The sequence below is a fragment of the Chitinimonas sp. BJB300 genome (assembly GCF_002735695.1).
GTDB lineage: Bacteria > Pseudomonadota > Gammaproteobacteria > Burkholderiales > Chitinimonadaceae > Chitinimonas.
On record NZ_PDZH01000017.1, the window covers coordinates 25,413 to 48,397 of the forward strand.

General features: G+C 52.3%; 16 protein-coding genes and 1 pseudogene. 13 read left to right on the forward strand and 4 right to left on the reverse strand.

The genetic code is table 11. The features are described from left to right. Positions 1 to 81 precede the first annotated feature (81 nt). The 4 genes from CSQ89_RS04655 to lpxO all read left to right on the forward strand — a co-directional run bounded on the left by CSQ89_RS04655 (position 82) and on the right by lpxO (position 4,729). Positions 82 to 1,581, forward strand: coding sequence for a polyamine aminopropyltransferase (locus tag CSQ89_RS04655; protein ID WP_099405022.1), 1,500 nt, complete (start codon positions 82 to 84; stop codon positions 1,579 to 1,581). Next, a complete protein-coding gene (locus CSQ89_RS04660; RefSeq protein ID WP_099405023.1) occupies positions 1,560 to 3,188 on the forward strand; it encodes an NAD(P)/FAD-dependent oxidoreductase in 1,629 nt (542 codons plus the stop codon). Before CSQ89_RS04655 ends, CSQ89_RS04660 begins: the two co-directional genes overlap by 22 nt. Then, the gene (gene speD / locus CSQ89_RS04665) at positions 3,185 to 3,559 is read left to right on the forward strand and encodes an adenosylmethionine decarboxylase (RefSeq protein ID WP_099405024.1); all 375 of its coding nucleotides are present in this window, start codon (positions 3,185 to 3,187) and stop codon (positions 3,557 to 3,559) included. Before CSQ89_RS04660 ends, speD begins: the two co-directional genes overlap by 4 nt. A gap of 261 nt (positions 3,560 to 3,820) precedes the next feature. Then, on the forward strand, positions 3,821 to 4,729 hold the full coding sequence (lpxO, locus tag CSQ89_RS04670; RefSeq protein ID WP_099405025.1) for a lipid A hydroxylase LpxO: 909 nt from the start codon (positions 3,821 to 3,823) through the stop codon (positions 4,727 to 4,729). Positions 4,730 to 4,829: 100 nt separating this feature from the next. Here the strand turns inward: lpxO and CSQ89_RS04675 are convergent, their stop codons facing one another. Next, positions 4,830 to 6,929 carry a prolyl oligopeptidase family serine peptidase gene (locus CSQ89_RS04675; protein ID WP_186293317.1) on the reverse strand — a complete coding sequence of 700 codons (2,100 nt, stop codon included), beginning with the start codon at positions 6,927 to 6,929 and terminating at the stop codon, positions 4,830 to 4,832. Positions 6,930 to 7,468: 539 nt separating this feature from the next. On the opposite strand from CSQ89_RS04675, the gene dusB reads away from it, so the two are divergent. The 8 genes from dusB to CSQ89_RS04715 all read left to right on the forward strand — a co-directional run bounded on the left by dusB (position 7,469) and on the right by CSQ89_RS04715 (position 18,407). Beyond that, positions 7,469 to 8,485 (forward strand): tRNA dihydrouridine synthase DusB, encoded by a 1,017-nt coding sequence (gene dusB / locus CSQ89_RS04680; protein ID WP_099405027.1) that lies wholly within the window; start codon positions 7,469 to 7,471, stop codon positions 8,483 to 8,485. Between the two features lie 28 nt (positions 8,486 to 8,513). Beyond that, the gene (locus CSQ89_RS04685) at positions 8,514 to 8,750 is read left to right on the forward strand and encodes a helix-turn-helix domain-containing protein (protein WP_099405028.1); all 237 of its coding nucleotides are present in this window, start codon (positions 8,514 to 8,516) and stop codon (positions 8,748 to 8,750) included. A gap of 166 nt (positions 8,751 to 8,916) precedes the next feature. Further along, the gene (gene purH / locus CSQ89_RS04690) at positions 8,917 to 10,479 is read left to right on the forward strand and encodes a bifunctional phosphoribosylaminoimidazolecarboxamide formyltransferase/IMP cyclohydrolase (protein WP_099405029.1); all 1,563 of its coding nucleotides are present in this window, start codon (positions 8,917 to 8,919) and stop codon (positions 10,477 to 10,479) included. 248 nt (positions 10,480 to 10,727) lie between these two features. Next, positions 10,728 to 12,014, forward strand: coding sequence for a phosphoribosylamine--glycine ligase (gene purD / locus CSQ89_RS04695; RefSeq protein ID WP_099405030.1), 1,287 nt, complete (start codon positions 10,728 to 10,730; stop codon positions 12,012 to 12,014). Positions 12,015 to 12,095: 81 nt separating this feature from the next. Continuing rightward, complete coding sequence (locus CSQ89_RS04700) at positions 12,096 to 12,941, forward strand: transporter substrate-binding domain-containing protein (RefSeq protein ID WP_099405031.1); 846 nt, start codon at positions 12,096 to 12,098, stop codon at positions 12,939 to 12,941. A gap of 138 nt (positions 12,942 to 13,079) precedes the next feature. After that, on the forward strand, positions 13,080 to 14,333 hold the full coding sequence (hemA, locus tag CSQ89_RS04705) for a glutamyl-tRNA reductase (RefSeq protein WP_099405032.1): 1,254 nt from the start codon (positions 13,080 to 13,082) through the stop codon (positions 14,331 to 14,333). A 160-nt stretch (positions 14,334 to 14,493) separates the two neighbouring features. Continuing rightward, positions 14,494 to 15,582 (forward strand): peptide chain release factor 1, encoded by a 1,089-nt coding sequence (gene prfA, locus CSQ89_RS04710; protein ID WP_099405033.1) that lies wholly within the window; start codon positions 14,494 to 14,496, stop codon positions 15,580 to 15,582. A 338-nt stretch (positions 15,583 to 15,920) separates the two neighbouring features. Further along, on the forward strand, positions 15,921 to 18,407 hold the full coding sequence (locus tag CSQ89_RS04715; protein ID WP_158228905.1) for a putative bifunctional diguanylate cyclase/phosphodiesterase: 2,487 nt from the start codon (positions 15,921 to 15,923) through the stop codon (positions 18,405 to 18,407). A gap of 9 nt (positions 18,408 to 18,416) precedes the next feature. Here CSQ89_RS04715 and arfB read toward each other — a convergent pair whose 3' ends face one another. The 3 genes from arfB to CSQ89_RS04730 are packed head-to-tail and all read right to left on the reverse strand — an operon-like array spanning position 18,417 to position 21,751. Next, positions 18,417 to 18,830 carry an alternative ribosome rescue aminoacyl-tRNA hydrolase ArfB gene (gene arfB / locus CSQ89_RS04720; protein WP_233202963.1) on the reverse strand — a complete coding sequence of 138 codons (414 nt, stop codon included), beginning with the start codon at positions 18,828 to 18,830 and terminating at the stop codon, positions 18,417 to 18,419. Positions 18,831 to 18,865: 35 nt separating this feature from the next. Next, a complete protein-coding gene (locus tag CSQ89_RS04725) occupies positions 18,866 to 19,720 on the reverse strand; it encodes a PA4780 family RIO1-like protein kinase (protein WP_099405035.1) in 855 nt (284 codons plus the stop codon). Positions 19,721 to 19,777: 57 nt separating this feature from the next. Continuing rightward, positions 19,778 to 21,751, reverse strand: coding sequence for a helicase-related protein (locus CSQ89_RS04730; RefSeq protein ID WP_099405036.1), 1,974 nt, complete (start codon positions 21,749 to 21,751; stop codon positions 19,778 to 19,780). Positions 21,752 to 22,746: 995 nt separating this feature from the next. Here CSQ89_RS04730 and CSQ89_RS04735 point away from each other — a divergent pair. After that, positions 22,747 to 22,985: pseudogene (locus CSQ89_RS04735) on the forward strand (IS256 family transposase); the annotation flags it as partial.

Below are 22,985 nucleotides of genomic sequence, written 5' to 3' on the forward strand. Positions count from 1 at the left end.
GCGCATTTACAGCCTATCAATCCCTCGGCGAATACCCGACTGCAGGCAGGCCTGCGGCGCTTTCCTGCTTGTACTGGTGACATGCCCCATATTCTTTTGTTTTCGGTTTTCGTCGTTGCTGCCTGCGGCTTGGCTTACGAGTTGGTTGCGGCAGCCCTCTCGAGCTACCTGATTGGCGATTCGGTCACCCAGTTTTCCACAGTGATTGGTGTTTATCTGTTTGCCATGGGGGTGGGTTCATGGCTATCGCGCCATGTGCACAATAACCTGGCTGCCACCTTTATCCGGGTGGAACTGGGCGTCGGCCTGATTGGCGGTTTCTCGGCTGCCATGTTGTTCTGGGCATTCGCCTGGATCAGCGGTCCGTTCCTGCTGGTGTTGTATCTACTGGTATTTGTGATTGGTACCATGGTGGGCTTGGAAATCCCACTCGTCATGCGGCTTTTAGAACCCAAGCTGCAATTCAAGGAATTGGTAAGTCAGGTGCTCAGTGTGGATTACCTCGGCGCGCTCGCAGTGTCACTGTTATTTCCACTATGGCTTGCACCTAAATTGGGCATGGTTCGTACCGCCTTGCTGTTTGGTCTTTTAAATGCTGCCGTGGCATTGTGGACGTTGTGGTTGTTCCGTACTGAACTCAATCAACGCAAGTTGCTTTGGGCGCAAGGCGGCATCGTGTTGTTACTTCTTGCTGGTGGTTTTGCCGGCGCAGAACGGCTGAGCAGCGTGGCAGAAAATGCCTTGTACGAAGACCATATCGTGCTGACGGAAAGCACTCCCTACCAACGTATCGTACTCACCCGCTGGAAAGACGACTGGCGGCTGTTTCTGAACAACAATCTGCAGTTTTCCTCACGCGACGAATATCGTTACCACGAAGCATTGGTCCACCCTGGCCTTGCAGCGATGCCATGGGCGCGCCGTGTGCTGGTGCTGGGGGGCGGAGATGGTATGGCGGTACGCGAAATTCTTAAGTATCCGTACGTCCAGCAAGTCACTTTGGTTGAACTCGATCCAGCCATGCCGCTGCTGTTCCAAACCCACCCCGCCTTGCGCAAGCTGAATGGGGACGCGCTCAATGCCTCACGCCTACGCATTGTCACTACCGATGCCTTCAAATGGTTGCAGGAGACTGAAGAGCGCTTCGACTTCGTGGTGGTCGATTTTCCAGACCCCAGTAATTACGCCGTAGGCAAGCTCTATACCAATAGCTTCTACCGATTGCTGGAACGCAGCCTCAATGTGCGCGGCCGTGCTGTCATCCAGACCACATCACCACTTTACGCACGCCAGTCTTACTGGACGGTGGTGAATACCGTGGAGAGTGTGGGCCTACACACCCAGCCCTATCACACGTTGGTACCCAGCTTTGGCGAATGGGGCTATGTGCTAGTTGGTCGCGAACCTTATACACCGCCCACCACGCTGCCTACGGGCTTACGTTTTCTGACCCCCACCACAGTAAGCCATCTATTCGATTTCCCCGCCGATATGGCGAGAGTACCAACTGATATCAATCGCCTGAACAACCAAGTGTTGGTACGGACGTTCGAGCAGGAATGGAAGCGGGTACAACGTTGAAACGGCGTACTTTCCTCGCCGCAGCAGGCAGCCTGGGGCTCTTGGCTTGCAAGCATCAGTCAGCCGACCCCATGCCTCCGGGCCAGTTACTCGGCCCCAACTTGAAACTTGGCCATCATCTGCGAGACCGAAAGCCACTACCCACCGCCACTGAAACCCGCCGTGTCGGTGCGCTAGTTGTCGGCGCGGGTATGGCGGGTCTTAGTTGCGGCTGGTGGTTGCAGCGGCACGGCGAAGAAAACTTCACCATATTGGAGCTGGAAGATGAGGCCGGCGGCAATGCCCGCTCCGGCCGAAACCGGGTGTCGGCCTACCCATGGGGAGCACACTACCTGCCTATTCCTGGCGAGGATGCTACCGAAGTACGTTTACTACTCGCCGAGTTGGGTGCACTGCGTGGCGACCCAGCAGCACCGAAGCCCAAATACGAAGAACGCTACCTGTGCAACAGCCCACAGGAGCGACTGTATATCAATGGTCGCTGGCAGGAGGGTCTGCTACCCCAATTTGGTGTTTCCACCGCCGAGCAAACCCAACAGCAACGCTTCATCGCACAAGTATCCGGCTTGAAAGCCGAACGGGGCATAAATGGCGCCCGTCGCTTCACCATACCAAGCGCACGTGGCAGCACCATCCCCGCTGACGAAGCCCGCATCAGCATGCGTGACTGGTTGTTAGCCAACGGCTATACCGCCCCAAGTCTGCATTGGTGGGTGAACTATGGTTGCCGCGATGACTTCGGCACCGACTATACGCAGACTTCTGCTTGGGCAGGTTTGCACTATTTCGCCGGTCGGCACGGAGAAGCCGCCAATGCCGAGCCCGATGAAGTGCTGACCTGGCCGGAAGGTAATGCATGGATAACCCAGAGAATGGCGCAACAGCTGGGTTCCCGCTTACAGACCCGCGCTTTGGTCTGGCACATCGAGGAGCTGGCAAATGGGTTGGCTGTGGATACCTATCTTCCGCGAGAACAACGCAGCGTGCGTTATCTGGCCGATAGATTGGTCTGGGCAGGGCAATTGGGCTTCTTACCGCACATCTGGCCAGGGCTACCTACTGATTGGCGCAGCGCAATCAGCCAGATCAGCTATGCCCCATGGATCGTGGCCAACCTCACGCTGCCGCAACAACCTAGCGAACCAAGTGGACAGCATGCACCGTTGAGTTGGGACAACGTGTTTTACCAAGCCCAGGGACTTGGCTACGTACATGCCCGCCATCAAGATATCAGCCTGGACACACACGCCACCGTCATCAGCTATTATCGGCCGCTATCGGAATACCGCCCAGCGACTGCCCGCTCGGCTTTACAGCAACAACCACGTGAATTCTGGGGGCGACAGATTCTGGCCGACCTGGGTCGCGTTCACCCTGAAATTGCCAGCGAGTGCCTGCAACTCGACGTTTGGCGTTGGGGGCATGCGATGGTCCGCCCGACACCTGCGTTAATGAGTGGGAATGCGTTGCCGGTACTACGCAAGCCCAGCAAACGGGTGATACTGGCGCATAGCGACCTTTCCGGTTTTTCATTGGCCGAGGAAGCGAACTACTGGGGCGTCCACGCCGCACGCTGGTTGTTGGACAAACCAGGGAGAAAAGCATGAATGGTTTGCATCTCACCGCAGATCTATACGACTGTGCCAACCATACCCTGCTGGTCGATGAGTCCGCATTGGCTGACCTGTGCCGACATGAGGTTGCCAAAGCAGGCCTACAGGCCGTGGGTGAACGTTGGCACTGCTTTCCCCCTCTTCCAGATGGCCCAGGCGGCATAACCGGTGTTGTGTTGCTGGCAGAAAGTCACCTGGCTATCCACACTTGGCCCGAACGAACTGCCGTTACATTGGATGTTTATGTATGCAATTTTGGCCGCGACAACAGCAATGCCGCACAAGCCTTGTTGGCAGCGTTGATGGCCGGCTTTAAACCAGCACGTAGCCAATGCCAGCAGTTGCAGCGGGGCAACTCAAACTAAAACTTCACCGCCTATCGGTACTAAATAATTGCAGTTAGCTGCAATGCAATCCATCATTACGCACCCGCAATACAATTACCTCTACCTCTGTAACTAGGCGCTGTTATCCCTACGCAGTGACTCGTTGAAATAAATTGGTATGTATACCCACTCGCGCATCGCTTCATCGCTGAAACCCGCTGCCTAGCAGCAACATACCCAGCCCCTTCAGTTACACAGAGTCAGTGCGCGATAAGTATCCCTGCCAAGCAAGGAATCCCCATGCTTTTGCTCAAAATCGCCATCTTCCTGGCTTTTGTTGGCGCAACCATCCACATCCACCTGCGCGGTAAAGTGCGGCTGGGATTTTGGCGTCAGCTCAGCGACCATTCAACGTTTATGGCGCCGATCAACTGTTTCATGTATCTGTTCTCGCGGGTGCCAAGCACGCCTTATATCCCTGTCGAGCAGTTCACTGAACTCAAGGCGCTGCAAGACAACTGGCAGGCTATTCGCGTGGAAGGTGAAAAGCTTTACGGCTCCGGCGATATCAAAGCGTCCGATACCTATAACGATGCCGGTTTCAATTCGTTCTTCAAGACAGGTTGGAAACGCTTTTACCTGAAGTGGTACGACGAAGCACACCCCTCTGCCGCCACGCTTTGCCCAGTCACCACCGCATTGCTAAAGGACATCCCCAGTGTAAAGGCAGCCATGTTCGCGGCACTGCCACCGGGTGCCACTTTGGTGCGCCATCGCGACCCTTTTGCGGGTTCCTTGCGTTATCACCTTGGCTTGACCACACCGAACGATGACCGTTGCTTTATCGATGTCGATGGCCAACCCTATAGCTGGCGGGATGGTGAAGCCGTGATGTTCGATGAAACCTACCTGCATTTCGCCGAAAACCGGACCGATCAAAATCGCATCATCCTGTTCTGCGATATCGAACGTCCCCTTCGCTTTGCGCCCGCACGTTGGGCAAACCGCTTCATCAGCCGCAACCTGATTGCTGCAGCGGCAGCACCCAACCAGGAAGGGGACCGTACTGGCGGTATCAACAAGGCTTTTGCCTATGTTCAGCAGGTCCGGCTATGGGGTAAGCGCGTTAAAGCACGCAGTCATTTTCAGTACTACGCATTGAAATGGGCATTTTTCGGTGGACTTTTTACGCTTTTCTGGTTGATCTAGCGACTGCACAGGCTATTTTGCTCAGCATGTGGGCACAATTGGGTGCTCGGAAAGCAATACAAAACGCCACTAGCTAGTGGCGTTTTGTTTGATGCTGCCCCTAATTAACCGGCTGGAAGCCTGGCACACCCATGCGCCATAGGAAGAAACCCCAAACATCCGCTGTCTCAGCCACTTGTTGCGCCTTAGTCGAACCCATACCGTGCCCGCCATCGTAATCCACACGTAGAATCACCGGCTTGTCGCTGCTGCTAGCGGCTTGCAAGCGGGCCGTCAGCTTGGCAGGCATCCACGCATCGACACGCGGGTCATTGGCCCCGGTTGTCACAATCACGGCAGGGTACGCCACACCATCCTTGATCCGGTGGTAGGGGCTGTTATTCAACATCACACGGAAATCTGTCTTGCGGGTTACCGTACCAAACTCAGCGACATTAGGTGGGCCATTTGGGGTCAATTCCATACGCAGCATGTCGCTGATACCTACCGCGCTATTGGCTGCCGTAAACAAATCGGGGCGTGCTGTGATAGCCCCACCAATCGTGATGCCGCCTGCACTTCGGCCCTGACCGGCCAACTTGGCGGGAGAGGTATAGCCTTGCTTAACGAGGTAGTCCGCGCACGCAACCAGATCAAGTGCCGTATTAGCCTTAGTCTGGATATAACCCGCTCTATGCCAAGTCTCACCATATTCCCCACCACCACGCACATGGCAAGTAGCCATTAGGCCACCTTGCTCCAACCAGGCTTTGTTCTGTGGGTTGAAGCGCGCTTCCATCGTCATACCGTAGGCGCCATAGCCCCACACAATGGCTGGGTTGCTGCCGTTACGCTTCATGCCGCGCGGCATAAGAATAGTCATCGGTACCTGCACACCATCGTGGCTCTTGACCATTACCCGCTCCGATACAGCATCGGTAAAACTCACTGTCGATGGTGACATCAGCGTCTTACCTGTCAGGACCTTGCCATCAAAGGAATAATACTGAGGAGCTGTTGTCAGGTCTTCCAACTTGAACAACGCACCGCGTGATTCAGTATCTGCACTCAATTCACGCAATGTACCTTTGACAGGTAATTTCAATACCTTGGCTTTGCCAACGTAAGCCACCTTAAGCAGCTGGTCGATACCACCATCGCTACGTTTGACATACAAGCCATCCGCGGCTGGTTGAACATGCCGGATCACCCCGCCAGCTTGTGGCAGTAACACCTTGGCTTTAGCCACCGCGGTGCGATTGGGGTCCAACTCCAGCACTTTTCCACGCGGTGCATTCAATGTGGAAAGCAGGTACAGCTTCTCTCCATGCTGCACCACATCCGTCACCTGGTCAGCTGGGCTGATAATGCGCCGCCAAGTCGTATCTGGGCCACTTATCTTATCGAGTGGGGCAATGTAATAGGATTTTGCAGTCGCATCGCCATGCAGAACTGTGGCCAATGCATAGCTGGCACCTTTCGCCACCGAAACATAGGGGATGTCGGCGATCTCAAAATGATGTTGAGGGGCGATCTGCCAGCCCAATACCGCTACATCACGCTCAACCGGTTCACCAACATGATGTAAATAGACTGCGCTTTTGTTGTAACGCTCACGCTGGCCCTGAGTATCCGCTTGCGGCAAGCGGTTATAGAAAAATGTCTTGCCATCAGGCAACCAGCCCAGCTGATTATTCAACCCGGCACGGTCAATTCTTTCCTCCAACCATTGCCCGGTCTGCAAATCAAGCAAGCGCAGCTCGCTGTCTTCCGATCCGCCTTGCGAAACCCCAACCGCAATCAACCGCCCATCCGGCGCGGGCGAGTACCAATCGATAGCGTAATGCGCGCCACTGCTGACCAGACTATCAGGGTCAAGCAAGAGGCTTTCCACGCCCTGAGCATTGCGCATATACAAACGACGGCCGTTTCTACCGGGTTCGCTCTTCAAGTAAAAGCTACGTCCTGCCGCTTGCTCTACACCCGCCACAGTAGCACTTGCGTCCGTCAGCTGCTGCAAGCGGGTCTGTAATTTGGCTCGGCCCGGAATCTGCGCCAGCACGCCTTCGGCATAGTCGGCTTGTTGTTTTAACCAACGCTTCCATTCGCTGCTTTGCATGTCTTCCAGCCAACGGTATGGGTCGCTAACCGTCGTGCCGAAGTAGTCTTCCTGTACCGGTTTGACGGGTGTGTCTGGCGGCAACGGTACAGCGGTCGCCACGGAGATTAAGCCAAGGGAAAGCAAAGTAGGGCAGTAGCGCATGATTCCTCTAGTTTTTAATGTCTATAGATATAGGCTGGCATGGGCGACAGAGCCGAATGGATGACCCCAGCCGACGCAAATACAAGCAGGTAAAATTTTAGCGCTGGCACTGCATGCCAAGTAATAACCAAACCCCAAAATTCAGCATTAAATCGCGTCAATCACGACATTTAGCTACTTTTAGCAACAATGATTGCTTCTACGCTATCACCACCTGCACAAAAATTAAGCGAAATGGTTTCGCGGAAGCCGCCCCGGCAGGTAGAATGCTGCCTAATTGCCGCTGGACACCGATATCTTTTCGATCTCCAGCGGCTTTGCTTTCTTCGGCTCGTACGCCCTCTCTATCAGGGCAATCAGCCCGCTCTGGAGACACGTCGCATGACACTGCCAGTTCTGAAGAACCGTTTCAATGTTTTACTGCGCCTCAGCATTAGGCGTTCGCTGCAGACTTTTAACAGATTCTAAGACTTGGTCGCTACGCGAACTGAAACCCTATGCATATCGGCCCCTATCAACTCAAAAATCGCCTCATCGCAGCACCCATGGCGGGTGTCACCGACAGGCCTTTTCGCATGCTTTGCAAGCGGCTGGGCGCGGGGCACGCGGTTAGCGAGATGATCACATCCAATGCCATGCTCTATGGCAGTGATAAAACCCGGCGGCGCGCCAATTTTGAGGGTGAGCTGGCCCCCGTTGCTGTCCAAATTGCCGGCAGTGCCCCCCAGCAAATGGCCGAAGCCGCTCGCCATAATGTGGCGGCCGGAGCTCAGATCATCGATATCAATATGGGCTGCCCCGCGAAGAAGGTATGTAACGTATTGGCGGGTTCTGCACTGCTGCAAGACGAAGATCGGGTGGCACGCATTCTGGACGCAGTTGTCCAAGCTGTTGAGGTCCCGGTAACTCTCAAAACCCGCTTGGGCTTTAGAAATGGTGAGGAAAATATCCTTCGCATTGCCAAGCTTGCGGAACGCAGTGGTATTGTCGCCCTGGCCCTGCATGGGCGTACGCGCGAAGACATGTATAAAGGCGCAGCACGTTACGAGCTGATCGCCGAGGTAAAACGGAACGTGAAGATCCCGGTGGTGGCCAATGGCGACATCACCACCCCCGAGAAAGCCAAGCAGGTTCTGGATGCAACAGGGGCCGATGCAATCATGGTCGGCCGCGCAGCCCAAGGTAGGCCGTGGATCTTCCGCGAGATTGATCACTTCCTGCAAACCGGTGAAAAACTCCCTGAGCCGCGGGTAGCGGAAATCCATTCGATCCTGATGGAACACTTGCAGGATCACTACACTTTTCATGGCGAGTACTCGGGCTGCCGCATAGCCCGCAAGCATATCGCCTGGTACACCAACGGCCTTGTTGGTTCGAATATGTTCCGCCAAGCCATGTACCAACTCGATAGCACCGCTGCACAGCTCGCCGCTGTGGATAACTACTTCAAGCAATTGGCGCAAGTAAGCGAGCGACTGGTGTATCAAGATACACCTGAACTGACGACCGCCTGAGTTCATGTACCAAGAGGAAAACAAGAATATGTCGAGTAACGATCAGATTTGCTTTGCCGTGCGTGATGCGCTGGAGCAGTACTTCCGCGATCTCGATGGTGAAGCACCGCAAGCGATCTACGACATGGTCTTAGCCAAAGTAGAAAAACCGATGCTGGAAGTGGTGCTGAACAAAGCACAAGGCAACCAGACCCGTGCGGCCGAACTACTTGGCATAAACCGCAATACCCTGCGCAAGAAGATGCAGGACCACGATCTGATCTAAACAGGGATTTAAGATGCTTGAATGCCCCTGCCACACCACCAGCCTTGCCCCAGCCAGCCGCACGCTACTCTCAGGATGGTAAAAGCGCCGTTTTATTCAAACCAGCAGCCTAGGCTACTGGTAGCAAATTTTGTTTATCAACTACTTAGCAATATGAGCAACCACCATGGTCAAAATCCAGCGCGCCCTTATCAGCGTTTCCGACAAAACCGGCGTACTTGAATTCGCCCAGGCTCTGGCTGGCTTTGGCGTGGAGATACTTTCCACCGGCGGTACAGCCAAGCTACTGGCCGATGCCGGTTTGAAGGTCATCGAAGTCGCTGACTACACCGGCTTCCCTGAAATGTTGGATGGCCGGGTAAAAACACTACACCCTAAGATTCATGCCGGTATTCTGGGTCGGCGCGACCTGCCCGAACACGTAGCCACCATGCAAGAACATGGTATTGGCAATATCGACTTGGTCTGCGTGAATCTATATCCGTTTGAAGCCACCATTGCCAAACCTAACTGCAGCTTTGCCGATGCTATTGAAAATATCGATATCGGAGGCCCAGCCATGGTGCGCTCCAGCGCCAAGAACCACGCCTTTGTCGCTATCGTTACCGATGCCGCCGACTACAGTGCGCTCATCAATGAGATGCAAGCCAATAGCGGCAGTCTTGGCCCCATCACCCGCCGAAATCTGGCAAAGAAAGCCTTCAGCCATACCTCAGCCTACGATGGTGCCATCAGTAATTTTCTGACCGGCCTTACCGATGACGGTGAAAAACTGGCCTACCCGCAACGCCTGAACCTGCAGTTCGAAAAAGTGCAGGATATGCGTTACGGCGAAAATCCACATCAGAGCGCCACCTTCTATCGTGACCTCGACCCGGCCTCCGGCAGCTTGGCCAACTATCGCCAACTGCAAGGTAAAGAGCTCAGTTACAACAACATTGCGGATTCAGATGCTGCCTGGGAAGCCGTCAAAGCATTCGATGAGCCAGCCTGCGTCATCGTCAAACACGCCAACCCCTGTGGCGTAGCAATTGCGACCGATACCCTGATTGCCTACAAACTGGCATTCGCCACGGATACCACCTCAGCCTTTGGCGGCATCATCGCCTTCAACCGTGAAGTCGATGCCGCTACTGTTGAAGCCGTTACCGGCCAGTTTCTGGAGGTACTGATTGCACCAAGCTTTAGTTCAGAAGCCAAGAGCATCATTGCCGCCAAGAAAAATGTGCGGGTACTGGAAGTGCCGCTACAAGCTGGCGGTAACCACTTCGACCTCAAACGCGTAGGGGGCGGTCTTTTGGTACAGACACCCGATATCCATCGCATCACCAAAGCCGATTTCAAGGTTGTGACCAAGAAAGCGCCCACGGTGCAACAACTGAAAGACCTGCTGTTCGCATGGCGTGTAGCCCAGTTCGTTAAGTCGAACGCCATCGTCTTTTGTGCTAATGGTCAAACACTCGGCGTAGGTGCTGGCCAGATGAGCCGGGTCGATTCAACTAAAATCGCCGCCATCAAAGCCAAGCATGGTGGACTGGAGCTGAAGGGGTCCGTTTGCGCTTCCGACGCTTTTTTCCCGTTCCGCGATGGGGTAGATGTGATCGCCGAAAACGGTGTTTCAGCTATCGTCCAGCCGGGCGGCTCTATGCGTGACGAAGAAGTCATTGCCGCAGCAGACGAACATGGCATTGCCATGGTAGTTACCGGCGTGCGCCATTTCCGGCACTAAAACCAATCGATGCTTGGTAACGGTACAACGGAATGCGAAATTCCCATACCGTTTCCAACATACTCGGTAAGCTAGCGCTATGCTTTTGTTCTCATACGGTTATCACTAGCACACCTTTTGGTTTCACATTGGTTGTAAGCACAACGTCTCTTAACGGCACACTTGGTTTCACATGAAACATGGAGGTATAAAATGCGAGGCGTACACATGCTTTACCCCGCATCTTCTGCCCCAATCGAGGTAAAGCAATGAACATTCTCCTTATCGGCTCCGGTGGCCGCGAACACGCACTGGCCTGGAAAATTGCCCAATCGCCGCGTGTTGGCAAAGTCTTTGTGGCACCCGGTAATCCCGGTACGGCCCGCGAAGTAGGTCTAACGAATGTACCCATCACTGATATTGCTAAGTTGGTTGAATTCGCGAAACGAGAAAACGTCGCTCTAACCGTCGTCGGCCCAGAAGGCCCACTTGCGGCCGGTATTGTCGACGCCTTCCGCAATGCTGGCTTGAAAATATTTGGCCCGACCAAAGGTGCCGCACAACTTGAGTCATCGAAGTATTTCGCCAAGGCGTTCATGGCGCGGCATGGTATTCCAACCGCGCAGTACCAAACCTTTTCTAATGCTGCCCAAGCCCACGCCTATGTGGAAAACCGTGGCGCACCGATCGTAATCAAAGCGGATGGCTTGGCGGCAGGCAAGGGGGTGATCGTAGCCATGTCTCTAGAGGAAGCTCATGCCGCAATCGACAGCATGCTGCTTGATAACAAAATGGGGGATGCTGGTGCACGCGTCGTTATTGAGGATTTTCTCAAAGGCGAAGAAGCCAGTTTTATCGTCATGGTCGATGGCAAGAATATACTGGCATTGGCCAGCAGTCAGGATCACAAACGACTCTTGGACAATGACGACGGTCCAAACACAGGCGGGATGGGCGCTTATTCACCAGCACCGGTGGTAACCCCGGCAGTGCATGCTCGCGCTATGCGCGAAGTTATCGCCCCCACTATCTCCGCGATGGCCAAAGATGGTCTCCCGTACACCGGCTTTCTCTATGCGGGCCTTATGGTCTCGGACGATGGTGCGGTCAATGTGGTCGAGTTTAATTGCCGCATGGGCGACCCGGAAACCCAACCCATCATGGCGCGGCTAAAGTCGGATTTGGTTGGTCTTTTAGAGCATGCAGTGAATGGCACGCTGGATGTAGCCGAGGCAGAGTGGGACCGCCGCGTGGCGCTAGGCGTTGTACTTGCTGCGGGCGGTTACCCCGAGTCTCCGCAGGTAGGAGATGTGATTCATGGGCTGCCAGCACAGCAGGCCGAGGATGTCTTTGTTTTCCATGCGGGCACCGCCCAACAGGGCGGAGCCATCACTACCAGTGGCGGTAGGGTACTGTGCGTCACTGCGCTGGGTGACAGTGTCAAACAGGCTCAGAAGCTTGCCTATGATGTCATCAGCCAGATTCAATTCAACGGCATGCAATTTCGCCGTGATATTGGCTTTCGAGCTTTAGCTCGCAAACCAAACGGTAATTAGAGAAATTTCAAAGCCCTTGCAAGTCAGGGGCTTTTTTTAGCATCATGGCCCTACGAACGATGCCGATAGCATAGGGCTATAATGCTTCTTGCGTTTTCAGCCCATCTCTACCTCTGGAGAATCACCGTGAAACTAAAGTTTCTGCTGTCCGCTATTCTAGGAATATCTTTGCTCGGAACAGCCCTGGCTGATGATCTTGATGAAATCAAGAAACGGGGTACCCTTGTGGTCGGTGTGACCTCTGATCCACCTTTCGCTCAGTTGGATACAAAAAAGCAGACCTACACTGGCTACGACGTGGACTTCGCCGTCGCCATTGCTAAGCAGATGGGTGTAAAGGTGCTGATTAAAGACATTAGTACTGCAGACCGCATCCCCAAACTGCAGGCAAAAGATGTCGATGTGGTTATCGCCACGCTGACCAAAAACGCCGAACGCGAAAAGCTGATCGATTTCAGCTATGGCTACTTTGTCACAGGCCAGAAATTTATCGTCCATAAAGGGAAAATCAAGGCCATTGAAGATCTAACCAATGCAACAATCGGTACGATTAGTGGTTCCACTTCAGAAAAACAGTTACGCCGTGAAATGCCACACGCGAAAGTGGTACTGTTCCCTGGGCCCGATCAAGGCTTTGTAGCGCTTGGAAAAGGCGAAATCGATGCTTTCAGCACCGATGAACCTATCCTGGCTGGCCTCTATAACAAGATGCCCAATAAGAACGATTTCGAAATTCCCAATGCATCTGTGTCACTTGAGGTATACGGCATTGGCATGCGTAAAGGCGAAAAGCGCCTTGTCGACGAAGTTAACAAAATCATCGTAGGCATGGAGCAAACGGGCGAAGCAAGTAAGATATTTGAGCGCTGGTTTGGCCCAAATAGCACTATTCCTTTGACACGCTTGTTCAAGATAAATGCAAAGTAAGTGGTATCCCCACAAGCAAAAGCCCAACTAGGTTGGGCTTTTGCTTTTAAAACCAAGTGTTTGTCGAACAAGCCTTTCTGGCTGAGAAGGCATGCACTGAGGTAAAATTCAGGTCCCTTCTTCGGCTCGTTTCCCCGCATGTCGCTGTTTACCCTCGGCCTCAACTATGAGACTGCACCGATTTCTGTGCGGGAAAAGCTCGCTTTTGCACAGCATGAGCTTGGACCAGCAGTAGCCGAATTAGTGGCGATTCACGGTATCGGTGAAGCAGCGATCATTTCCACCTGTAATCGCACCGAACTGTATGCCACCGTAAAAGATGAAACATCCTTGTTAAGTTGGTTAGCGAAATCCCGCCAGCTTAAGTCCGAGGAAATAACGCCGTACTTATATCGCCTGCCCGATCGTGATGCCGTCCGGCATGTATTCCGTGTTGCAGCGGGATTAGATTCAATGGTGCTGGGAGAAACCCAAATCCTTGGGCAACTCAAAGATGCCGTACGTGAGGCACAGGAAGCGGGTGGACTTGGCTCTTCGTTGAATGGCTTATTCCAAAAAGCTTTCTCAGTTGCAAAGGAAGTCCGTACCGACACAGCCATTGGTGCCAATTCAATCTCCATGGCTGCAGCAGCAGTAAAATTGGCCGAACGGCTATTTCCCGATATCGCCGACTTGCATGTCCTGTTTATTGGTGCGGGTGAAATGATCGAACTTTGCGCGACACACTTCGCGGCACGCAAACCAAGGCGTATGACGGTAGCGAACCGTACACTCGAACGAGGTCAAACATTAGCCAGCAGAATAGGCGGCGACGCCTTCACCCTGATTGAGTTACCAAATAGGCTGCCTCAATACGATATCGTTATCACCAGCACTGCCAGCCAATTGCCCATACTGGGTCTGGGTGCTATTGAGCGCGCGATCAAGGTACGCAAACATCGGCCTATATTCATGGTTGACTTGGCGGTACCGCGCGATGTGGAAAACGAGGTTGGCGCATTACCCGATGTCTACCTTTATACCGTCGATGACTTAGCTGAAGTAATACGCCAGGGCCGCGAGGAACGGCAACAAGCCGTGGTTGAAGCAGATGTAATTATCGAACGGCATACCGAAGAATTCATGCAGTGGTTGGATAACCGCGCCTTGGTGCCAACCATACGAGCACTAAAAGACCAGGCAGAGCGACTACGTCGCCATGAGTTGGTACGCGCCAGCAAGTTGCTTGCCAAGGGTGAAAACCCCGCTGCCGTACTCGAATCGCTTTCCCTGAGTCTGAGTAAAAAATTTTTGCATGCCCCGCTGGCTGCGCTGAACCAAGCTGATGCAGGGCAACATGGCGACCTGATAAATGCTGTCCGTCAGCTATACCATCTGCACGACGAGGAATAGCGATACCAACCATACCATGGCTTGATTTAGGGTAAGTTCGAGGCCAATACCCACCTAGCTAGACCTCGATATTGTCCACCCCACACGGCATTACGCCCCTAGCCGCTAACATACAAACAACATCGCGGCACAATCCGAACATCTACCAGCAGCAAACACCATGAAACCCAGCATCGCAAACAAACTCGCCCAACTAGCCGACCGGCTCGAAGAAGTCGGCCACCTGCTCGCCAGCGAGGAAGCCACCCGCGATATGGACAGCTTTCGTAAGTTGAGTCGCGAGCATGCCGAGTTAACCCCGGTAGTCGAACTTTACCAGCGCTACTGCCAAACCGAAGCTGACTTGGCTACTGCACGCGAAATGCTTGCGGACCCCGATATGAAAGAGCTCGCCGAAGCCGAATTGGTAGATGGTGCTGCCCGTATCGAAGCTCTGGGAATCGAACTACAGATGGCATTACTGCCTCGCGATCCCAACGACGAGCGCAACATCTACCTGGAAATCCGCGCGGGCACCGGCGGTGACGAATCAGCGCTGTTCGCAGCCGATTTATTTCGCATGTATAGCCGCTTCGCCGAGCGCAACCGCTGGCAGGTGGAGATTGTTTCCGCCTCCGAGAGCGATTTGGGCGGCTTCAAGGAAGTCATTGCGCGTATTCAAGGCCAAGGGGCGTATTCGAAACTCAAATTTGAGAGCGGTGGCCATCGCGTTCAACGCGTACCCACAACAGAAACACAGGGACGTATCCATACCTCGGCGTGTACTGTTGCCGTCATGCCAGAAGCGGATGAACTGGAGGAAGTCAATATCAATGCCAGCGATATCCGTATTGATACCTTCCGCGCCAGCGGTGCCGGCGGCCAACATATCAACAAGACCGATTCAGCAATCCGTATTACTCACTTCCCCACCGGATTGGTCGTGGAATGCCAGGATGGCCGTTCCCAGCACCAGAACAAAGCCCGTGCCATGCAAGTTCTGGCTGCCCGCATCAAAGACAAACAAGAACGCGAAGCCCACGCCAAAGAAGCTGCTATACGCAAATCACTAGTAGGCTCTGGTGATCGTAGCGAACGGATTCGTACCTACAACTTTCCACAGGGCCGTATCACCGACCATCGTATCAATCTCACTCTATACAAACTCGATTACGCCATGGATGGTGATTTGTTCGAGTTGACCAATGCACTGGTAGCCGAGCATCAGGCCGAGCTATTGGCCGCCATGGCGGAGCAAGGTTCAATGTGATCCAAACGCCTGCTCAAAGCAAAGGACTTAAAAATTAAAGCACAGTACAGAAATCGGGATGCACTGTGGTACAGGTGCCCTAATGAAGAACGCGTAGTAAAACTATTGAACCGTTCATATTCATAGTTTGGCCCCACAACAATAAACAAATCGGACCAAACGAGGTTTTATCCATTTCACAAACCTCGTGATACACATTGCTTAGCGCACAACACCTGAAGTCTTTCTGGGATACCTGGAAGACATATATGGCGTTTCCGCTTCAGATTCTCAACAGGTTCCTAGTAAACCCGGGGTTAGCGGTGCAACACAAAGCTATCTCTGAGTGGATTCACGTCATGCGCCCTGTTTTTTCGCTTCGCAGCCTAGGCCTACTGCTGCTTACTGTGTTGGCACTGTTTGCTAATTCAGCCGATAGCGCTATGCGCTATCGCTGTCTGCCTGATCAACCGGCTTGGAAAAGCCTGGAAGATGGCGGTCGATTCTACATGCTAGAAGGGGATCTCACCAAAAAACAGCACTGTGAGATACACGTTAAGCTTAACGAGCATTACAGCCCGCGGTGGCTCACGTTAAAAGGCATAGTGCAGTCCACCATTACCAGCCTCTCCCCACATGCCGGCCAAGCGGCAGCTTCAGTGGTTTGGCGCAGTTCTCGCAGTGCAGGGCTAGCTCTGAATGCTCAGGGCGAAGCATTGGTGCAACTTTATGCGCACCTTCCCGTCCGCAGTGAAATCCAGGTACAGCTAGCCGACCCAACCACCTTTCTTGCCGAAGAGACTGTCGAAACCCAATTCCGCACCAGCTTGCTTTTCTTGCTGCTTTCCATGGGGATTGTGAGCGCCTTATTCGCCCGCGCCATGCGAGATAACATGATTGGCTGGTACAGCGGCTTCACACTCGCAGTTGCCGTTTTCTGGGCCATGCTCACCGGCCATGCCATCAGCCCCACTGAATTGGCATTGCGCTATCCCCTGTTCAGCCAAAATCTGTTATTGGCCAGCTACGGATTTACCCTCTTTTTTGGGCTTCGCTTTTCAATCCAGTTTTGCAATCTGGCTCAGATCAGCCCCCGGCTGTATCGCTGCCAATTATCATTAAGTCTCCTGATACTGGGCTTGACCCTACTTGGTTTTGTACCAGCGCTGTTTCCGCTGGTTATCAATTACTTCAACCTCGTGGCGCTACTAACTCTGTTGGTAACTTTCCTACCCGGTTTGGTTTGTCTGGCTCGGCGAGATGGGCGTACCGGATGGCTTTATCTTGCCGGCTGGTCACCTGTCATTCTGACCTGGGTCAGCCTGTTACTGTTGTCGGTGCCTCGCATGACCGGCAGTCCAATTTGGCTGGATCAATTGATAAGCCATTTGCAAGCGGCTGGATTTTTCCCCGACTGGTTACGCTCCCCTCTTAGCCGGCAAACAGCTCTGCTGGCGCAAGCCTGTATTTTTGCGCTGGCAGTGGCCAGTCGCACCGCTAAACTGAGAAAAAAACGCGAACAACAAGCCCTGATCGACAAAGCAACTCACTTACCCAATCGCGCCTGCTTCTTGCTGCGTGGCAATCAGATCTTGGCTCGGCACCCTCAGCAGCAGCATGCTTTGATGATGTTTGAAATCGCTGATTTTTCCACCATCAACGGTACGCTGGGCTATGAGAGTGGAGACCAGGTACTGTATGAAGCAGGGCAACGCCTGAAACAACAATTGGGTAAGGCGGTGTTGCTCGCACGTGTAGGCAACCGGCAATTTGCCGCTTTGCTGAACGAGCAACCTAGCGAGAATAATCTCGCAATACTAGCCAGCAGCCTAAGCCGTAAATCCTTCAGCGTTGCAGGCCAACCATTAGACATACGTTTACGGTGCGCCGGGGCTCATAATTCGCGGGAGAACACCGATCTGGAAGTCTTGATGCGGCAAGCAGAAATAGCGCTGGAAGCGGCGAAACAGGGGAAGCAATGTGCACGAATTTATCATCCCGGACTTGAGCGTGATCAGCTTTTCCAACTTAGCTTGTTTTCAGCTATCCGTACCGCCATTGCGGAACGACAGCTAACGATCTTTCTGCAGCCCAAGGCTTTTAGCCAAACCGGCAAGATTAGTGGTGCAGAAGTACTGCTGCGTTGGCAACACCCAGAACATGGGTTGATCTCCCCTAACCAATTCCTGCCTTTTGCTGAAAAAACCGGCTTGATTGTGGAATTAACCCGCTGGATGTTGGCGGAGGCACTGCAACTGGCTAAACAATGGCAGGAACAGGGATTAGACCTCTACCTTTCGTTGAATTTATCCGCCGCCGACCTAGCCGATCCAAACCTGCCTGTCTATATGGCCGAATTTCTGATCAACAGCCGCGCCGACCCAAAACTGCTGACATTGGAAATTACCGAAAGCGAGGTCATGCAAAACCCGAAATTGGCTGTCAGCAGTATGCGGGCGTTGAATATATTGGGCTTTAAGCTTTCGCTGGATGATTTTGGCACGGGTAATTGCACCCTGGCTTATCTACAGGATATGCCGGTCAGCGAGCTCAAGATCGATCGTTCTTTTGTCGCAAATGCCGGCCATAGCAAACGAGGGAAAATGCTATTGCAGTCGATTATTACTTTGGCGCAAACGTTGAGTCTGCACACTGTCGCAGAAGGCGTAGAAACTGCCGCTGAATGGGAAATGCTGTGTGAAGCAGGTTGCGATGAAATTCAGGGTTATCTGCTTGCAGCACCGATGTCGGTAACGGATTTTGAAGCCTGGTTACCTACACACCAGCCATTCGAAAAATATCTGGGGACTATCGTTGATCACGCCAGGACGATAATACCTGCCTAGAGGCGTACGCTAATCTTGCACTTTGCTCCGTAAGGCTTTGGTCTGCCCACGTAAGGCTTTCCCGGCAAGCCTGCGTTGCTTCGAACCATAACTAGGCTTACTCGCCTTACGCGGTTTATCAAGCTGTGTAACGTCATGCAGCAATACGTTCAATCTTGCTAACGCTGCGGCTTTGTTAAGTTCCAAGCTTCGATGCCCCTGGGCCTTGATAACAATGATCCCTGCTTTTGAAACGCGTCGTTCGTTTAGCGTTAACAGCGCAGTTTTAGCAAAGTCCGGCAGGGAAGAAGCACGAATATCAAAACGCAGAGGTACCGCGTTGGATACTTTATTCACATTCTGTCCACCGGGACCTTGCGCACGAATCATACTGAATACAACCTCGGTTACAGAAATCTGCATACCTGTGGCGTCAGTAAACATAGTGCTCTTTGCCTCACAGTTGCCCCGCAAAGGCTTTAGTTGTCGCGGGACTCGGCAAGGTAGCGACGGCGATCTTCTTCCTCTTTACGCACGGTTTCCACCTCTCGCAGCACTGCAGGTACATCGGCTGGGCGCGTATCACGCTTCACCCGTCCAGTTAGCACTGAATCCGGCGTCAATGTACCCGCCTGATAAAGCGCCCAGATTTCCTTACCGAACTCGGTTTTTGCCAGTGAAGGTGCAAATTGGCTGAAATAAGTACGCAAGTTATCCACATCGCGTTGCAACATCTGACCTGCGTTGTTGTTTCCTGCTGCATCTACTGCTTGTGGCAAATCGATAATTACCGGGCCATCTGCATCTACAAGGATGTTGTATTCGGACAAATCACCATGCACAACACCCGCACACAGCATCAGTATCACTTGCTGTAGCAACCGCTGGTGGTAATCAAGCGCCAATGCTTCGCTCATTTCCACATCATTCAAACGAGGTGCAGCATTACCGTTGGCATCCGTCAACAGCTCCATCAGCAATACACCTTCAAAGCAAATATAGGGCTCTGGAACACGTACACCAGCATGGGCCAACCGGTAAAGCGCATCAACTTCAGCAGTTTGCCAAGCTTCTTCCTGCACTTCACGGCCATATTTGCTGCCCTTGGCCATAGCACGCGCCTGACGGCTGTTTTTCACCTTACGGCCTTCTGTGTAGGCAGCTGCTTGCTTGAAGCTACGTTGATTAGCTTCCTTGTATACCTTGGCGCAGCGTACTTCGTCGCCACAACGCACCACATATACCTTGGCTTCCTTACCGCTCATTAACTGACGCAGCACTTCGTCCACCAAGCCATCTTCAATAAGGGGTTCTAATCTCTTCGGTGTCTTCATGCGGGTCTGGCTAATGGGGAAAGAGGAAAAATCATAAAAACCATTTCAAAACAGATACTAACTGCGGTGGCCAAATTTTCCACCTCCACCACGTCTTGCCTGTTCCGGGCGTTTACCCAGGCGTTGACGGGTATTCTGTACCTGCAATAGTTTGTCGATCTTTTCCGATGTCGATTGCATCATCATCTGCGCCATATCGCCATCGGGGAAAGTATCAGGCATGCGATAGGCCAACCATGCGTATGCAGCGTAGCGTTTGCAGCTGTCTTCGTAAAACTGCAGCTCATTACGGCCAGCGTAACCATCCAATTGCAACACATTGGCTACCCGTTTGTTGGCACGACATTTCGCCCAACCCTGCAGTGCTTGTTCCAGCAATGGAATTTTGGTCGAAACAGGGCAAAGGCTCAACGTAAAACGATCAGCCAGAGTTAATGGCAACGTATCAAGCCAACGTGCTTTTTCCATTTGGTCCGACAAATTAGACGGCAGGAAAAATTCATCATGCACGTTGATGTGTTTGGTAAACAGCTCCAATAGCGCATGCAAGCGGCTTTCACCGGTTGCTTTGGCAATTTGCTGCAAATAATCCAAATTAGGCGCTACAAAAAAACCGCTATCAGGCAATGGCTCTGGCTTCTGCCGTAATAAAGCCGAGATGGTCTTATGTGTGTAGCTATCCAGCCCAGCGACAAAGCCAGCTGCATGTTCACCAAAACGCCCAGCACGGCCTGCAATCTGTTTGGCCAGTGGTGCAGCGATCATACCTTCGGCATAACCATCCCATTTATTCGACGTTGTGAAGATCACTCGACGGGCAGGTGTATTCAGACCCATGCCAATTGCATCGGTTCCCACCACGATTTGTGTTTCACCGTTGATAAACCGCTCAGCCTGGGCTTGGCGAACCTCTGGTGAAAGGCTGCCATAGATTGCAGACACACTGAAGCCTGCTGCAATTACCTGATCACGCCAGTTCAGCACTTCCCTGCGTGAAAACGCGATCAGTACATCACCTGGTTTCAGGTTTTTCAATGAGCCAAGGGGTTGTTTATCCATTTCCAACGGTGATTTTCGCTGCAATTCGCGAATTTCCAACGTTCCACCAACCCGTTTTACCAATGACTGGATGGCTTCTTTTGCTTCTAATGCACCCAGCAAATACACGGTATTCGCAGGAACACCGCATACCGCAGCTGTCCATGCAGCACCACGGTCTGGATCATCCAACAATTGGATTTCATCGATTACCGCGACGTCTATCACGCGGTTTGGATTAAGCATTTCCACTGTACTGGCCACGTGTGTCGCTTCAGGGTGCAACTTACGTTGTTCGCCGGTAATCAGGCTTACTGCTACGCCTGAATTTTGCAGGCGCGTATAGTTTTCTAACGCCAATAAGCGTAATGGTGCAAGGTAAGTCCCTGATTTTGCTACGGTTAAGTGCTCCATTGCCGCATGTGTTTTACCGGAATTTGTAGGCCCTAAAACAGCAATGAAATGCCGTTTCATACCTTGGGCCACAGTAAATGATTCTGGATAAAGCGACAGATTTACCGCATCACGAGTCTTTTCCGCGCGCTGTGTTTCGGCTCGATTGCCTTTGGCCGCATTGATTCGGTCAAGAGCCAGCGTACAACGAACACGTGCCAATTCATATTTGGCTATCAGAGCGTGCAGCGCGCTATTTGGGTCCAGTTCGTATTCATGTGCGGTAGCAACAACGGTTTCAGCACATTTCTGCAGCTGGGCTTCCAGCTTAGCTCTGGCTACATCGTTCCAACGTTCCTGTAACAGCGCAAAACGTTCACCAATATCCAGTTTGCGCCATTTACTGGTTTTCCCAAGGAAACCTTCATCTGGCACCAGGTGATAAGGCACTACACGTTGACCGACGATAATTTCACCGTGTACCGATACCGCATAACTGCCATCTGTGGTGACCAAGCTTGCGCGTTGTGCTTCCAGGTAATCAGTCAGCAGGGCTGCTTCAGTCTTGTTGTCTACAGTGGCGGTGCTGCTCTCTGTCATAAGCTTTCATCTAAATATTGCACTACACAAAATTGAAAATTTCTTTACTGATTTTTGGTTTGCAACATAGCAAAACACACGTATTTAGCTACCAAAACGGCCAATTTGTGTGTTGCAAAAGCCAGCATTATCCATGTAGTTGCCTCTTAGCGCGGTCTTTAGTGCTCAACGGCTAGCCGTGAGGCACGGTTTTTCAGCTTCATTACACTGATTTTCCTTGTACTTTGGGCTTATCAGCGCATTTCAACTTTACGTTGTAGAGGCGGTTATCTCATTTGTGTGAGCTACTTTGGCACCTTTTTGAGTGATATAGAACTTCACTTTCAGTTTAAAGGTTGGTGTTTGTACGGTTTGGCCAATAGAGAAAGCATTTTTACTTTAGCTACCAGAATGGGTCGGTGATTGGTGTCTGTGAGAGCTGCTTAAGTACCGTAAATTTGGTGTGTAGATTCCCATTTGTAGAGGGAATAGCGATTTTGGTGCGGAGCTGTTTTGAGAAATGGTACGGAAGCGGATTTTGAAGTGACACTTATATCAATGAATTTAGTAAGTAATGTTTGGTAGTAGATAGATAAGGGTTACACATTTCTGTGGAAAACTCGAATTCCGTAATAAAAACAGCAGATTACAGATTTTCAGCCTTGTGGACAGAGCTAAACAGGGGTTGTGCATGGTTTGTGGCTGTTTTTTCCCCTTTACTTTGAAACCAGAGTTGTCCACACAGCTAGCGAATTTATACAGAAGGCTGTGTAGTAACTTTTTGTAGGTTACGTAGTACAAAATCCCGTAATGAAATTACCAACTTATTTATCCATATCTATTTGATTAGAAAAAGTTATTTTTATTTTCCTGTTTTTTCAGCTTTTAGAAACGAACATTGCTATCGATCTCGTCTTGAGTGGTATGAGATAGCCTGAAGCATGTGTTTACCTGCGAAATCGTGGGCCTGTCAGTAATTTCGTGTTCAGGGCATATCATGCTCCCAAGGAGAATGTATGCCTCGCAAACAGAAAACCCAGCCCATAGCCTTGCCCTCGATTTCCGCCGAACTGCTGGAACAATTCGGCAACGAGCCCATGACGGCTCAGACCATCAATACCGCTACGGCAGCCCTGAAGAAAGCCTTGATCCAACGGGCACTGGCTGCCGAGATGAACCACCATCTTGGCTATCCACCCGGTGCACCCAAGACAAACAGCGTTACCAATCAACGCAACGGTTGGGGTGCCAAGAC